The following is a 14,256-nucleotide window of genomic DNA, read 5'->3' on the forward strand; positions in this document are numbered from 1 at the left end:
GCCCGTGAAGGCTCGGCAAAACAGCTCATCGTACGGCGGTTCTGGCGCTCCGCGCGGACTTTCGGCCCCCCTCCGCCGGGAGGAACGTCATCGCGGGTCGGTCACGCGGCCCATGAACAGCACGGTGCCTGTCGCCACGTCGCGGATCAGGAACACGAACGGGTGATCCGCGCGGAACACCTGGGGCTGCGCCGCGGCCAACCGTGTCGTCATGACGACCCCCGTGGCCGCGGCGGCCTCGGTCCCTTCCTCGTTGACCTCCACGAACGCCTTGTGGCGGACCTGGGAGATGAAGAGCGGCTCCGCCCTCGTGATCCCGGTGAAGTCGGCCTTCTTGTCGTCGAACGCGAGCGGCATGCCCAGCGCGCTCAGGGTCGCCGACAGCTCGAGCTCGGCGGTCATCTTGAAGCGCGGGAGCGCCACGTCGACCCGCGCCGGATGGAGCGCCTCCACGTACGCCTTGAGCTCCCCCGCCGCCAGGCGCTGCTCCACCTTCGCCAGCCCGTCCACCTGCGCGGGCAGGACGACGACCATGGCCAGCCGGCGCTCGGGGCTCTGCGCCTCGTACGCGAGCTCCAGCACCGACGCGTCAGCGGTCTTTCCAAAGCCCGCCTGGAGCGTCTTGCGCATCATCGGCACGGCCGGCGCCGTCCCGGGCTTGACCGTGAACGGCTCGTTCTTGGTGGCCTGTTTGTCGAACGGCGTCGCCCACTTCCCCTTGAAGTAGACGGCGTTCGTGAGCACGAGCCGAGTGAGACCGGTGATGCTGCCGGCGGGCATCAGGTCCTTGATCTTCCCGTTCGTCTGTTGTTCGACCCATTGATTGATGCGCCCCCGCGCCGGCTCGCTCCCGCCCTTGAAGTCGACGAGCTCGATCCCGGCCCCGTAGTGCTGCTGGGTGGTGCTCTGGAACGCGGGCTCGATCGGCAGCCCGGCCTGGCCCCACAGCCGGTTGGCGATCCGGAGCTCGGGCCCCTTGGGCCCGGTCGCCAGCGCCAGCTCCTTGAGGAGCCCGGCGAACGCGGGGTGGAGCGCCTCGGGCGGGAGGGTGAACTCGAGCGTCTTCGCCATCTGGGCCGCGGTCTCGCCGCGGGCGCCGGCGTAGGTCATGGCCAGCGCGGTCGAGATGCTCGCCGGCGAGAAGAAGAGCTTGTCTTTCGTGGCGGCGAGCTTGCCGTAGAGGCGCTGCGCGAACGCGGCGTTCGCGTCGGCGAGCGCCGTGGCCGGCGGCGGGGCCGGCTGCTCCGCGTCCGGCGGGGCGGGCTCGCTCGGCCCAGGGGCCGCCGCCTCGGAGGCCGGCTTCGCGGCGGGACAGACGTGCTCCCACCGGCACGCCCCGCCCTCGGCGCGCGTGCACTGCGGGGTGCCGGTGGAGCCATCGTCGCAGACGCGGGCGATCATCGCGAGGGGGCCGCAGTCGGCGGGCTGGCACGCGGACGCGCTCGGGGCCGGCGCGGCCGGCGGGACGCTTTCCCGGGCCTGACACCCGAGCCCCAGCAACGTGCACAGCGCGGTCGTGAAGAACGAGATCGGTCTGGCCATGGCGCTGCGGTACCAGCGCGCCAGGCCGGCGGGAAGCTCGACCGGAACGAGGAAGGCGGCGAGGGCGTGTGCTCCTGCGGCGCCGGCGGGCGTCGCCGCGCGGCGCGCGCCGTCAGAAGTTGTGGATGAACGTGAACCGGCCAGCGAGCTTGTTCTTCTGGGCGGCCTGGCTCTCCTTCTGCGTCTCGTAGCCGAGGTAAAGGAGCAGCTTGTTTCCCGTGCCGTAGTTCAGCCCGATCACGCCTCCGACCTGCAGGCTGGCGAGGCCGCTCTCGTCGACGTCCGCACCGGCGGTCAACGGGTCGTCCTCGAGCGTGACCTCGTTGAGGTCGACCGTGGCCTCGAGGTGCGGGCCGATGCCGAAGTCGTCGATGGGGTAGTAGAGCAGGAAGTCCCGCGTGTAGACGTAGTTCTGGACGCTCTCGTTGAACATGCTGGAGAACGACCCCAGGATCCACGACTCGAAGTAAACGGGCTTCGAGTCGACGAAGGTGAACAGCTGCGGGGCGACCAGCGCCGCCGGTTCCATCGTCATGAAGTTGAACGAGAAGCCCACCATCGGGTTGATGATGACAGGACCCATCGTGAAGGCGGGCCCGATGTCGAACTCCGCGGTTCCCAGCGTGGTGAGGTAGATGTCGCTCGAGAGGCTGATGGGGCCGACCTGGTGCGTGGCGCCGGCCCAGAGCTGGAGACCGAGGCTGTCTGCGTCGAAGCGGAACCAGCTCGGGATCGGCGCCGGCGCGGCGGGCTCCGCCGCGGGCGTCGGCGCGGCCGTCGCCCCGGCCGCGGCCGCTGCGCCCGGATCAGCCGGGGGCGGCGCGGGATCCTGAGCCCAGGCGGCCGGCGACGCGAGCAACCCCACGACGCAAGCGAGCGCCGAGCAACATCTCCGCATATCGTTCTCCATCATCGAATTGCCTCCTCTGCGCAGCATGAGGTGAAAGCAACATGAAACGTGAGAGCAACATGAAACGTGAGAGCAACATGAAACGTGAGAGCAACATGAAACGTGAGAGCAACATGAAACGTAACGGCAGTCGGTCGACACTAACGTAATGGAGAGCGGTTAGGCAAAGCCGATGTGCACGGGAAGCCTCCGAGCGGCGCGCGCGGCGGCGTGGCCTGCCCGCGCCGGCGCACCTCGCTGGCCACTGGCGTCGATCGGGCAGGGGAGCGGCTTGAGCCGTCGGCGGCGCTCGACCGGGCGAGGACGCCGTTCGCCGAGGGCCGGGGGCGCGCAGGGGGAGAGGGCCTGCGCCTGGTTGGAGAGGAGGATCACAGGGGGATGTGCTGGATGCCCGCGGCCGCCCCGAGCGACGCCAGCACGGCGGCCCCGACGAGGAGCAGCGTCATCTTCAGCAGCGTCCCCTCGATCTGGTCGGTGACGAGGCCGTCGACGCCCTGGGCGAGCTCGTCCCGCACCTTCAGCAGGTCGATGCCGCCTCCCTGGTTGGCCTCGTTGCGGAAGCGCGCCAGCGTCAGCGTCTCGATGGTCCCGAGCAGCTGCGCCTCGATCCTGCGCCGCAGGAACCCCCGCACGCCGCCCCCTGTCGGCGAGGCCTCCACCCTGTGGATCACGGCGAGGCGCAGGCGCTTCACCGCCTCGTTGAGCGGGACGCGCTCCACCGCCTGCGCCATCCGCCCGCCGCGGGCGCCCGCCTCGGCCTGCTCGGAGACGCCGAGCAGCCGCTCGAACACGGCGGTCACGAGCGTCCCGCCGAGGCGCTTTGCCCGCACGATCTGCAGGATGCCCGTGCCGAGCGCCCGCTTCCACGACAGCGTGAAGCCGATCACGGCGGACAGCGCGAGCGCCGCGACGGCCGCCAGCCCCCCGCGCAGCGCCGAGCCGTCGGCCGCGATGGCATACGACGAGCCCGCGAGGACGAGGGCCAGGAACGACATGGCCGCGGCGGTCAGGAAGAAAGAGCGGAGCGCAGGTCCCAGCGCCCCGGCGACACCTTGCACGAACGGTCGAAGATCCATGACCGCTCAGCTGACCACGCCCGCCGCGCGGCGAAAATGCCGAACCCGGCGGGCGCGCGTCGAGCGCGGGGAGCGGGCCCGGAGGGCGCTCCTCCCGGCTCACCGGCTCAGATGACGCCGAACTTCTTGCCGACCTTCTCGAACGCCTCGAGCGCGTGATCGAGGTGCTTGCGCTCGTGGGTCGCCATGTAGCTCGTGCGGAGGACCTGCTGCTTGGGCGGGACGCCGGGCGTGATGAACGGATTCACGTAGAGCGAGTAGTCGTCGAGGAGCGACTTCCACATCATCACGGTCTTGAGATCGTCGCGGATGTAGATGGGGATGACGGCCGTCTCGGTCTTGCCGAGCTCGAAGCCGAGCCGCTGCAGCTCCGTGCGCATGTACGTGAAGTTCTCGCGGAGCTTCTCCTGGCGCCAGGGCTCCTCCTGCATGACCTCGAGCGAGGCCATGGCGGCGGCCACGCAGGGCGGCGCGGCGCTTGCCGCGAAGAGGAAGCTGTAGGCGAAATGCTGAATGTAATCGAGCACCTTTCGCTCACCGACGAGCCAGCCGCCGATCGAGGCGAGCGACTTCGAGAAGGTGCCGCCGATGAGGTCGACCTCCTTCTCGAGGCCGAAGTGCGCGGCGGTGCCGCGGCCCCCCGGGCCGATGACGCCGAGCGCGTGCGCGTCGTCGACGAGGAGCCGCGCCTTGTGCTTCTTCACCACCTCGACGATCCCGGGCAGACTCGCGATCTCGCCCTGGGCGCTGAAGACGCCGTCGGTGATCACGAGGGCGCCCTCGGTGTCGGCGAGCTCGGAGAGCGCGCTGTCGAGCGCGGCGGGATCGCTGTGCTTGTAGCGCACCATCCGGGCGCCGGACGCCTGCGCGAGCCGCACGCCGTCGTAGATGGATGCGTGATCGTCCTTGTCGATCATCGCGACGCTCCGCTTGTTGCTGAGCAGCGCCGAGATGGTCGCGATGTTCACCTGATAGCCCGTCGTGAACACGAGCCCCGCCTCCTTGCCGTGGAAGGCGGCGAGCTTCTGCTCGAGCTCGTTGTGGAGGCGCATCGACCCGTTCACGAGCCGCGAGCCGGTCATGCTGGTGCCGTATTTGTCGATGGCGTTCCGCGCGGCTTCCCGAACCTTCGGGTGGGTCGTCAGCCCGAGGTAGTTGTTCGAGCCGAGCATGATCACGGTCCGGCCCTCGAGCTGCGCCTCGGGGCCGTTGTTGAAGTCGAGCGGGCGGAAGAAGGGGTAGACGCCCATGGCGCGGGCGTTGTCCGCGGTCATGAACTTGTACGCCTTCTCGAACACGTCGCGCCCGCCGATCCGCGACAGCGACGTCCGCGCCGCCATCTGGGTCGCGAGCTGCTGCTCGGCCGCCGCGGCCACGTAGGTGCCGGTGCCGTTCGAGCCCGCGCCGTTCGCGCCGACGCCGTTCACGTGCGTGCGGGCGGCGGTACGCTCGCGCGGCGCGTCGCTGCTCGCCGTCTCCTCCACGACCGACAGCCCCGCGCCGCCCGCGCCGCCCGCGGCGGGCTGGCGGGCCGCCGCGCGGGACGGCGTCGCCACGTGGACGCCGGCCTCGTCGTCGAGCGCGGGATCGATGTTCGGGAGCGCGTGCCCGTTGAGCAGGATGTCCCAGGCCTCGGCGGCCCGCTCCCGGGCGGCGCGTAGGCGGTTCTTCGCGTCCATGACCCCCGTGGCGAGCCGCATCACGCGATCGTTGCTGACGACACGGACGACCACGCCCGACGAGGTGAGCTTCTTTGCTTGGTCGACCAGACGATCCTTCATCCTCATGCCCTGGCTCCTCACGCGATCGAATTAAGGGGCGCGGTCCTGTCCGCGAAAGCCGCTCCGGCGTGCAGGATCGAGGCCTCTCGAGCCCCTGCTGGTTCCCTGCGCGTGTCGCCGCTAAAGCAGCCTGAGCGGGCCGCGTCAACTGCCACCACCGCGTCGCCCCGGCGCGCCGCGAGCGCCGCGAAGCGCCGTCGCCGCGCACGCGCATTCCGCATCGCGCAGGAGCGTTCGCGCGGTGCGCGGCGACGTTCGCAGAGCTCGCCCGCCGAGGGGCCCGCGCGCGCCGCGCCCGACTCCCAAACACCGCGGAGGACAGGCTGCGGCAGGGGCAAAGACGCAACTCGTTGCGGAGTGGTGCGCGCCGGTGTAGGAAAAGTTTTCAGGGTGTATGCGCCGTGTCCTAGTCGTTGACGACGAAGAAAACCTGCGCCTCGTGGTGCGCACCTTCCTCAAGCGGGATGGCTACGAGGTCGAGGCGGTCTCGAGCGGCGAGGAGGCGCTCGCGATGGTCGAGTCGTTCGGGCCCGACGTCATCCTGACCGACGTCCGGATGCCCAGGATGGGCGGGCTCGATCTGCTGGCGACGCTGAAGGCCAAGGGCAACGAGGCCACGGTCATCGTGATGAGCGCCTACGGCAACGTCGACCTGGCGATCGAGGCGATGAAGGCGGGCGCCTACGATTACCTCCAGAAGCCGTTCAAGGCCGAGGAGGTGCTGCTCACGCTCCGCAAGGCCGAGGAGCGGGAGGCGCTCCGCCGCGAGAACCGCGTCCTGCGCCAGGAGATCCGGCGGGAGAACCTCTTCGAGGAGATCCTCGCGAAGAGCCCGCCGATGCAGGTGATCTTCAAGACGATCACGAAGGTCGCCGACTACAAGACCACGGCGCTCATCACGGGCGAGAGCGGCGTCGGCAAGGAGCTCGTGGCCCGGGCGATCCACCGGCGGTCGAACCGCCGCGGCGGTCCGTTCGTCGCGGTCAACTGCGGCGCCATCCCGGAGAACCTGCTGGAGAGCGAGCTCTTCGGGTACAAGCGGGGCGCGTTCACCGACGCGGTGAACGACAGGGCGGGGCTGTTCGAGCAGGCGAACCACGGCACGCTGCTGCTCGACGAGATCGGCGAGCTGCCGCTCCCGCTGCAGGTGAAGCTGCTCCGGGTGCTCCAGGAGGAGACGCTCCGCCGGCTGGGCGACAGCAAGGACATCAAGGTCGACGTCCGCATCCTCGCGGCGACCCACCGCGACCTGATGGCCGAGACGCAGGCCGGCCGGTTCCGCGAGGACCTCTTCTACCGGATCAACGTGCTCCCGATCGCGATCCCTCCGCTCCGCGAGCGGCGGGAGGACATCCCGATCCTCATGGAGCACTTCCTCGCGAGGAACAACGCGCGGTTCGGCATCAACATCCGCGGCTTCGAGCCCGAGGCGAGGCGGCTGCTCCTGGAGTACCGCTGGCCGGGCAACGTGCGGGAGCTGGAGAACACCGTCGAGCGCGCCATGGTGCTCTGCGAGGGCGAGCGCATCGGCGAGGCCGACCTGCCCGAGCGGATCCGCGAGGCGCGCGATCCGATCCAGATGCAGCTGACGAGCGGCGAGCTGTCGATCAAGAAGACGTCCCGCGTCATCGAGGAGATCCTCATCCGGCGCGCGCTCCAGAAGACGAAGGGCAACCGGACCAAGGCGGCCGAGGTGCTGGAGATCAGCCACCGGGCGCTGCTCTACAAGATCAAGGACTACCGGATCGATCTCTGACGACGACGGGCCGGCTGGGACCACAACCGAGCGCGGGCGGCAGAACAGCTCTCTTGCGCCCGTCGCTTCAGGCGGCTACGTCGTCCCGCTCCCCCATGAAGAAGAATTACGTTCTCGACGCGAACGTCCTCCTCCACGATCCACACGCGATCTTCAGGTTCGAGGACAACGACGTCATCATCCCGATCTACGCGATCGAGGAGATCGATCAGTTCAAGCGGGAGGGCTCCGAGCGCGGGCGCAACGCGAGGACGATCGCCCGGCTGCTCGACGAGGTCCGCGGCGCCGGGACGCTCGCGACCGGGGTGCTGCTCGAGAGCGGCGGAACGCTGCGGATCGCGATCCCGGAGCGGCGGCCGGAGCTGCTCGTGGGGCTGGAGTCCGGATCGCAGGACAACGCCATCCTGCAGACGGCGATCGACATCCGCGATCGGCACAAGGATCGGCCGACCATCTTCGTGACGATGGACACGAACCTCCGGATCCGCGCCGACGCGCTCGGGATCCCGGCGGAGACGTACGAGAACCAGCGGGTGCACGACCCGGCCATCGAGCAGTCGGTGGTGGAGCTCGAGGTGCCCGGCGCCGAGGTCGACGCGTTCTTCCAGAACGGCTTTCTCGCCGGCGCCAACCTCTCGGATTTGTTGCCGAATTCTGCGGTGCTGCTCCGCGACGCGGGGGCGCCGAGCCACACGGCGCTCGGCCGGTTCGACGCGGCGCGCGGGCAGATCGTCGCGCTCCGCGTCGGGCGGGAGGGGGTGATGGGGGTCCGGCCGCGCAACAAGGAGCAGGCGTTCGCGCTGGACCTCCTGCTCGACGATTCGGTCCGGCTGATCACGCTGATCGGCAAGGCCGGGACGGGCAAGACGCTCCTCGCGCTCGCGGCGGCGCTCAAGCGGACGACCGAGGACAACGCCTACAGCCGGCTGCTCGTGAGCCGGCCGATCATGCCTCTCGGGCGCGATCTGGGCTTCCTTCCGGGCGACGTGGACGAGAAGCTGAACCCGTGGATGCAGCCGATCTTCGACAACCTCGAGTTCCTGTTCTCGAACGGCGGCGCGAGGCCGGGGCGCGACGCGCGCGGCTTCGTGGAGCTCCTGGAGAGCGGGCAGATCCAGGTCGAGCCGCTGACCTACATCCGGGGGCGCAGCCTGCCGCACCAGTACCTCATCGTGGACGAGGCCCAGAACCTCACCCCGCACGAGGTGAAGACGATCATCACGCGGTGCGGCGAGGGGACCAAGATCGTGCTGACCGGCGACCCTCAGCAGATCGACAACCCGTACGTGGACCACGCGTCGAACGGCCTGCTCGTGGTGGCGGAGCGGTTCAAGCGCGAGCGCATCGCGGGTCACGTGGTGCTCGCCAAGGGCGAGCGCAGCGAGCTCGCGGAGCTCGCGGCGAACCTGCTCTGAGGCGGGCGGCACCGGGCGCGCGGCGCCCTCACGGGGCAGGGGCACACGGGGCGGGGGCGTACTTGGAAGGAGCGGCGGGCCGTGGCGCGGCGTCCTCGAGCTAGATCGGCCGAGCGGCCGGCGCCTCCGGCGTGGGTGCCGGACGCGGATCGGCTCCTCGGCGCCGCGGCGCGGCGGATCCGCGTCGTCGGGTCGAGCACGCCGGTGAACCTCGTCGAGGAGCTCGCGCGGCTCGCCGCCTCCTGGGCTCGGAGCGGCGGGGAGCTCCCGCGGTTCGCCTACGCGCCCGCGCAGGACCACGGCGATCTCCGGAGGGCGATGGAGGCGGCGGCCGAGCGGCTCGCAGGGCAAGGAGAGCTCGGCGCGGTCTACGCCGGCCGCGCGAGCGAGCTCGCCGCGGAGGCCGCCATCTGCGAGGCCGCGGGCGGGGCCGGGTGCTGGGCCGCCGCGCGCCGCCGCTACGCCGCGCGCGACGCGTTCGACGAGCAGGCGGACGCGCTCGCCGCGGCCTGGGTCGAGCAGGAGGCGGGCGCCGCGTCGAGCGACGAGGAGCGGGTGCGGAGCGATGACGCGCGCTCGCCCCGGTCGCTCGTGTCGCGGATGCGCCGCGAGATCGGGGCGCGGCGCCTGCCCCTCCGGGTCGTGATCGCCGACATCGCGCCGCTCGCCGCGACGGGCGACGGGGTGATCCAGGTCGCGCGGGGGCGCATGCTCACGCGCGACGACGTCGAGCGCACGGTGCTCCACGAGATCGAGGGGCACGCGGCGCCCAGCGTGCGCGCCGCGGCGCTCCCGCTCGGGATCTTCGCGATCGGGACCGCGAACGGGGGCGACGATCAGGAGGGCTGGGCGCTCGCGCGCGAGCGCGCCGAGGGGTACCTGGTCGGCGCCCGCCGGATCGAGCTCGGGCTGCGCCACCTCGCCGCGCGGAGCGTCGAGCGCGGCGCGGGCTTCGTCGAGACCGCGCGGCTGCTCGAGGCGCGCGGCGCGTGCTCCACGGGGGACGCCCTGCGCATCGCGGCGCGTGTCCACCGGGGCGGCGGCCTCGCGCGGGAGGTCGTCTACCTGCCGGCGCTGCTGCGGGTCGAGGCGCTGCTCGTGGAGCAGCCAGCGCTGGGGCTGGTGCTCGCCTCGGGCCGGGTCTCGGTGGGCGCAGCAGCGTCGCTCTCGTCCTGGGCCAGGGAGAGGTGATGGATCGTGGCTGCCCAGCTCGATCGGGGTTGCCCGGCTCGATCGGGAGGATGGGAAGCCGGGAAGAAAAGTCCGATCCTCGCTGAACTTCATGCCTTCCTGTGAAGCCGATCCCATGAAATGAAGGCAGCGCCGGTCGGGTGAGGGGCGGGCGAGAAAGGGGGCTGCGTGAAGGGAAGGATCACTCCAGCCGTGCGAGCACGGCATGGAACGCGCTTGACGTGGTGGCCGGCGGGCGGGCTGCCTCGCGCGTGCGGTCGCGTCCGGGTCGACCGCGCGGCGCGCAGCGGCGGTCCCGGGAGCGGATGGGCCGGGCGGAGGCGGGCATGAACTCGAAGAAGGCCATGGAGAGGGAACCCAGGCGGCCGCCGAGGGGAGGGGAGGCCCCGACGGTGGTCCTCAAGGGGGACCTCCATGTCCTGGAGCTCGGCGCGGGCCTGATGCTCGACGTGTTCATCAACGTCGAGGGGCGCCTGACGACGTTCGTCAGCCTGGACGGCCAGCTCATCGCGGAGCTCCGCGTCGCCGGTCTCGCCTGAGGTCCCGGGCCGATCAGGGGCCCGAGAACTCCCGGACGACGCGGAGGATGCCCTCCCCGTAGCTCGAGATCTTCGCCTGCCCCATGCCGCGCGCGAGCGCGAGGTCGTCGAGCGACGCGGGCCGGATCCGCGCGATTTCCCGGAGCGTCCGGTCGTGCGCGATGACGTAGGCGGGCAGCGACTTCTCCTTCGCGAGCGCGGCCCTGTGGGCCCGGAGCGCCTCGTACAGCGGCACGTCGCGTTCCTCGAGCTCGACGCCGGGCTCCGCTTGCGCGCGCGAGGCGGGGAGGGGGGCGCCCGGCGCAGGGCGCGCCGCGTCGTCGTGGGTCGCTGCGGACGAGAACGCCTGCGGGGCCGGCTGCGCGCGCGCCCGCGGGGCGGGCGCGGCCGCCGGCGGGCGCGCGGCGGGTGACGGGCCCGGCGCCGCGCGGCGCGGGCGATGGGCCCGGCGCCGCGCCGCGAGGACCGGGAGCCGCACCCGCGTGGGCACGTCTCCGCGCATCACGCGCCAGCCCGCCGGCGTGATGAGGGGGACGGGGAACTCGCCGGTCGTGAGATCGATCCACGCGTTGGCGAGCAGCGCGCGAAGGATCGACATCGCCTCGTCGTGGCTCTTCCTCTCGAGGACGCCGAACGTCGAGAGCCGGTCGAGCCCCATGCGGCGGACGCGCTCGTTCGACTCGCCGATCAGCATCGACGCGACCGCCTGCATCCCGGCGCCGCCCTTCACCCGCGCGACGCCGGCGAGCGCGCGGCGCACGAGGTCGTTGTCGCGGGCGAGCGCGGCCGGGTCGCTCGCCTCGAGGGCGTCGACCTCCAGGCAGACGTCGCAGTGGCCGCAGCCGCCGAGCGACTCGGCCTCGTCGCCGAAGTAGCGGAGGATGAAGTCGTGCCGGCACGTCGCGGCGTCGACGTAGCGGAGCAGCTCGCGGAACAGCCCCCAGGCGCGCGCGGCGTCGTCGGCGCTCGCCTCGACGCCCCCCTCGCCGAGCTGGCAGAGCCGGCGGCGCAGCGCGATGTCCGCGGGCGCGAACAAGAGGAGGCCGCGGGCCGGGGCGCCGTCCCGCCCGGCGCGGCCGACCTCCTGGTAGTACGCCTCGATCGACGACGGCGGCTGGGCGTGCACGACGAGGCGGACGTCGGGGCGATCGATCCCCATGCCGAAGGCGTTCGTGGCCACGACCACGGAGAGGCTGCGATCGGCGAAGCCCGCCGAGAGGCGCGCGCGGGACTCGGGGGCGAGCCCGGCGTGGTACGCTTCCGCGTTCCAGCCGGCGTCGCGGAGCGCCTCGGCGAGGCGCTCGGCTCCCTTGCGGGTGGCCGCGTAGACGATGCCCGCCCCGCGGGGCCGCCCGGGATCGCCGAGGGCCTCCAGCAGCGCGCGCGCCGTGCGGCGCCCCGCCTCGCGCGGGCCGTCGACCGCGGAGACCTGCAGGTGGAGGTTGGGCCGGGCGAAGCCGCGCAGGATCACCTTGGGCGGCGGCTCCTCGGGGCCGCGCCCGCGCCCGCTCGCCGCATCGCCGCCGGCGTCGTCCGCGCCGTCGGGCGCTGGCCGCGGCCAGCCGAGCCGGCGGATGATCTCGTCGCGCGCGTCGGGGGTCGCCGTCGCGGTGCAGGCGAGGACCCGGGGCGGCCGGAGCCGCGCGAGCGCGGCGCCGATGCGCAGGTAGTCGGGCCGGAAGTCGTGCCCCCACTGGACGATGCAGTGCGCCTCGTCGACGGCGACGAGCGAGAGGCGGCTCGCGGCGAGCGCCTCGAGGAACCCGTCGAGGGCGAGGCGCTCGGGCGCGGCGTAGACGAGCTTGTACTCGCCGCGGCGGAGGGCGGCGAGGCGGCGGCCGTTCTCCTCGCGCGCGAGGCTGGACGCGATGAACGTCGCCGGGATGCCGCGCGCCTCGAGGGCGCGGACCTGATCTTCCATCAGGGAGATGAGCGGGCTCAGGACGAGCGCCGTGCCGGGCAGGGCGACGGCCGGGAGCTGGTAGCAGAGCGACTTGCCGCCGCCGGTCGGGGCGACCACGAGGACGCGGCCCGCGCCCCCGAGCAGGGCCTCGATCGCCTCGCGCTGCCACGGCCGGAACGCGGCGATGCCGAACCGCTCCGCGAGCACGGCGTCGAGCGACGGCGGCGGGCTCTCCGGCGGGCGCAGCGGGGAGGGGGCGAGGCGCTCGGTCACGATCGGCGAGGGGCGTTCAGCGAGGACCATGGCGGCGTCATCGAGCGAGCGCCGTGCCTGCCGAGAGCCCTAGCATTTTCGCGCGCTTGCGTCGCCGGGTGGGTGGCGGCGCCATGGCGGTGATCAGGCCTGGACGACGCCGATGCCCTTGGCGAGCGCTTCCATGTCGTCGAAGTGATAGACGTGGCGACCGCTGCGCCCGGCGAGCGCGGCGGCGACCATCGCGCCGGCGACTGTCCTCGCGTCGATGGGCCGGTACCTGCGCAGGCCGCCCTTCATCGTGAACCGGAGCGTCTGCGCCGCCGCGACGCCGATGGCCTCGCCCTTCCTGACCTCGCCCCGCTCGCCGAGCAACAGGCTCGGCCTGAGCACGTGGACCGCCGCGAAGCTCGCCGCCGAGAGCTCCTGCTCGAGCTCGCCCTTCACGCGCAGGTAGAAGCTCGTCGAACGCGGGTCGGCGCCCACGGAGGAGACAAGGACGAACTGCTTCACCCCGGCCTTCTCGGCGAGCCTGGCGACGGTGATGGGGTAGCGATAATCGATCTCGTAGAAGGCCTCTTCGGAGCCGGCCTTGGCGATCGTCGTCCCGAGCGCACAGAACACGTCGCTCACGCCGGCGAAGTCCGCGCCTTCGAGCCGGTCGAAGTCGACGATGCGCTGCGAGAGCCGCGCATCCTCGATCGGGGCCGGGCGGCGGAGCAGGGCGACGACCTTCGTGTACGCTGGCTGTTGCACGAGGAGGCGCAGGCAGTGGCCGCCGACGAGGCCCGTTCCTCCCACGATGAGAGCTGTCTTGTCGACCGTCATGTCTTCCATGTCCGCGCGGAATCACCCGCGGAGAGCGCCGCCGTGGGGATCCACAGCCGTACCACGCAGCGTAACGCAAGCGGCGCGCGAACCATAGCGGCCGGCCGTGCAGGGCGCGAGCGGACCGACGGCGCGCCCTCCCCACGCTTCCTTTCCTGGTATGTCTGGGCGCTACATGCTCTGTCCGTGTCCAGTCACGTGCCGCGCTCGCCCGGAGCAGCATAGACGGACGACCGCTGTCCTCACGTGAGCGGCGCGCTGGCGACCTTCTGCGACGGCTTCGCGCGCTGTGCCTGCGAGCGCTTCGCGCGCTGGGCGTGGAAGGCCTTGACCGCCATCGGGATGACCAGCTCCCGGTGCTTGGGTACCAGGTTGTTCGGCAGCTGCTCGACTGGCCACCAGGTGCCCGTGGCCGGGACCTCGGCGAGCTTCGCCTGATGGACCCGGGAGAGCATCCAGCCGCGCGTGGCGGCCGAGAAGTAGTCGCCGACGAACGTGAAGTCGGAGATCGTCATCCCGACCCGGTGGAGGAGGTGCTCGGGCTGCTCGCCCGGCGAGAGGACGCTGCCGGGGCAGCACCACTCTCCAGGGCCTGCCGCCGACGCTCCGCGCTGCGTCAGGAGCACCTCGAGGGCGCCAGAGTCCGCGTTCCTCCGGAGGCATACGGCGTCCGCGGCGAGGTGGATGGGGAGCCGGGAAAGAGCGCTGATGAGCGAGCTGCCGAGCGGCTCCCGTGGATCGACGTACCCGAGGAGCCAGCCGGCCATCGACTTGATGAGCCTCATCTCGGTACCCTCCGCGAGGGCGCGCTGCGGGGCCGCTGGAGCACCGCTTGCCGGGCGTTCAGGCGAGCGCGCTGGCGCTGCTCAGGGCTGGACGTCGTGCCAGGGTCGTCCTTCGCGCTGCTGCCGGGGCGGCGCGGCCGGGTCGATGGGATCGAGGTTCGAGTTGGATCTTTCATAGAGGTTGCTGCGTTGGTGTCGTTGTGCGTTGTTGCGTGATGTTGCGCAGGTTCAGATCTTCATGTCGTTTCTCCTGGGATGTCGGGCTGCGCCGACGACGT

Annotated in this window: 11 protein-coding genes; 4 read left to right on the forward strand and 7 right to left on the reverse strand. The window is 71.8% G+C overall.

Annotated features, from left to right (window positions below):
- Positions 1-87: 87 nt before the first annotated feature.
- The 4 genes from WMF46_RS15615 to WMF46_RS15630 all read right to left on the reverse strand — a co-directional run bounded on the left by WMF46_RS15615 (position 88) and on the right by WMF46_RS15630 (position 5,315).
- Complete coding sequence (locus WMF46_RS15615; RefSeq protein ID WP_437986337.1) at positions 88-1,542, reverse strand: serpin family protein; 1,455 nt, start codon at positions 1,540-1,542, stop codon at positions 88-90.
- Positions 1,543-1,654: 112 nt separating this feature from the next.
- A complete protein-coding gene (locus WMF46_RS15620; RefSeq protein WP_437986338.1) occupies positions 1,655-2,455 on the reverse strand; it encodes a hypothetical protein in 801 nt (266 codons plus the stop codon).
- Between the two features lie 365 nt (positions 2,456-2,820).
- Positions 2,821-3,528 carry a hypothetical protein gene (locus tag WMF46_RS15625; RefSeq protein WP_437986339.1) on the reverse strand — a complete coding sequence of 236 codons (708 nt, stop codon included), beginning with the start codon at positions 3,526-3,528 and terminating at the stop codon, positions 2,821-2,823.
- A 107-nt stretch (positions 3,529-3,635) separates the two neighbouring features.
- Entirely contained in the window at positions 3,636-5,315 is a 1,680-nt protein-coding gene (locus WMF46_RS15630; RefSeq protein ID WP_437986340.1) for an aminotransferase class I/II-fold pyridoxal phosphate-dependent enzyme, read from the reverse strand.
- Between the two features lie 388 nt (positions 5,316-5,703).
- Between WMF46_RS15630 and WMF46_RS15635 the strand changes: the two genes are divergently transcribed.
- The 4 genes from WMF46_RS15635 (at position 5,704) to WMF46_RS15650 (ending at position 10,210) form a co-directional block, all read left to right on the forward strand.
- Positions 5,704-7,065: a sigma-54-dependent transcriptional regulator gene (locus WMF46_RS15635; protein WP_437986341.1), complete on the forward strand. Its 1,362-nt coding sequence runs from the start codon at positions 5,704-5,706 to the stop codon at positions 7,063-7,065.
- A gap of 95 nt (positions 7,066-7,160) precedes the next feature.
- A complete protein-coding gene (locus WMF46_RS15640; RefSeq protein ID WP_437552742.1) occupies positions 7,161-8,480 on the forward strand; it encodes a PhoH family protein in 1,320 nt (439 codons plus the stop codon).
- An 81-nt stretch (positions 8,481-8,561) separates the two neighbouring features.
- Complete coding sequence (locus tag WMF46_RS15645) at positions 8,562-9,671, forward strand: tyrosine/phenylalanine carboxypeptidase domain-containing protein (RefSeq protein WP_437986342.1); 1,110 nt, start codon at positions 8,562-8,564, stop codon at positions 9,669-9,671.
- 326 nt (positions 9,672-9,997) lie between these two features.
- Positions 9,998-10,210: a hypothetical protein gene (locus tag WMF46_RS15650; protein WP_012235515.1), complete on the forward strand. Its 213-nt coding sequence runs from the start codon at positions 9,998-10,000 to the stop codon at positions 10,208-10,210.
- 13 nt (positions 10,211-10,223) lie between these two features.
- Here the strand turns inward: WMF46_RS15650 and WMF46_RS15655 are convergent, their stop codons facing one another.
- The 3 genes from WMF46_RS15655 to WMF46_RS15665 form a co-directional block, all read right to left on the reverse strand.
- Positions 10,224-12,416 carry a RecQ family ATP-dependent DNA helicase gene (locus tag WMF46_RS15655; RefSeq protein WP_437986343.1) on the reverse strand — a complete coding sequence of 731 codons (2,193 nt, stop codon included), beginning with the start codon at positions 12,414-12,416 and terminating at the stop codon, positions 10,224-10,226.
- 93 nt (positions 12,417-12,509) lie between these two features.
- Complete coding sequence (locus tag WMF46_RS15660) at positions 12,510-13,202, reverse strand: NAD(P)H-binding protein (protein WP_437986344.1); 693 nt, start codon at positions 13,200-13,202, stop codon at positions 12,510-12,512.
- A gap of 233 nt (positions 13,203-13,435) precedes the next feature.
- Entirely contained in the window at positions 13,436-13,978 is a 543-nt protein-coding gene (locus tag WMF46_RS15665; RefSeq protein WP_437986345.1) for an NUDIX hydrolase, read from the reverse strand.
- Positions 13,979-14,256 lie beyond the last annotated feature (278 nt).

Source organism: Sorangium sp. So ce117 (assembly GCF_051524395.1).
Taxonomy (GTDB): domain Bacteria; phylum Myxococcota_A; class Polyangia; order Polyangiales; family Polyangiaceae; genus Sorangium; species Sorangium cellulosum_B.

Excerpts from the sequence above, each read along its gene's own strand:
- WMF46_RS15615 (WP_437986337.1), bottom strand. The coding sequence starts at position 1,542 with ATGGCCAGACCGATCTCGTTCTTCACGACCGCGCTGTGCACGTTGCTG.
- WMF46_RS15620 (WP_437986338.1), bottom strand. The coding sequence starts at position 2,455 with ATGATGGAGAACGATATGCGGAGATGTTGCTCGGCGCTCGCTTGCGTC.
- WMF46_RS15625 (WP_437986339.1), bottom strand. The coding sequence starts at position 3,528 with ATGGATCTTCGACCGTTCGTGCAAGGTGTCGCCGGGGCGCTGGGACCT.
- WMF46_RS15630 (WP_437986340.1), bottom strand. The coding sequence starts at position 5,315 with ATGAGGATGAAGGATCGTCTGGTCGACCAAGCAAAGAAGCTCACCTCG.
- WMF46_RS15635 (WP_437986341.1), top strand. The coding sequence starts at position 5,704 with ATGCGCCGTGTCCTAGTCGTTGACGACGAAGAAAACCTGCGCCTCGTG.
- WMF46_RS15640 (WP_437552742.1), top strand. The coding sequence starts at position 7,161 with ATGAAGAAGAATTACGTTCTCGACGCGAACGTCCTCCTCCACGATCCA.
- WMF46_RS15650 (WP_012235515.1), top strand. The coding sequence starts at position 9,998 with ATGAACTCGAAGAAGGCCATGGAGAGGGAACCCAGGCGGCCGCCGAGG.
- WMF46_RS15655 (WP_437986343.1), bottom strand. The coding sequence starts at position 12,416 with ATGGTCCTCGCTGAACGCCCCTCGCCGATCGTGACCGAGCGCCTCGCC.
- WMF46_RS15660 (WP_437986344.1), bottom strand. The coding sequence starts at position 13,202 with ATGGAAGACATGACGGTCGACAAGACAGCTCTCATCGTGGGAGGAACG.
- WMF46_RS15665 (WP_437986345.1), bottom strand. The coding sequence starts at position 13,978 with ATGAGGCTCATCAAGTCGATGGCCGGCTGGCTCCTCGGGTACGTCGAT.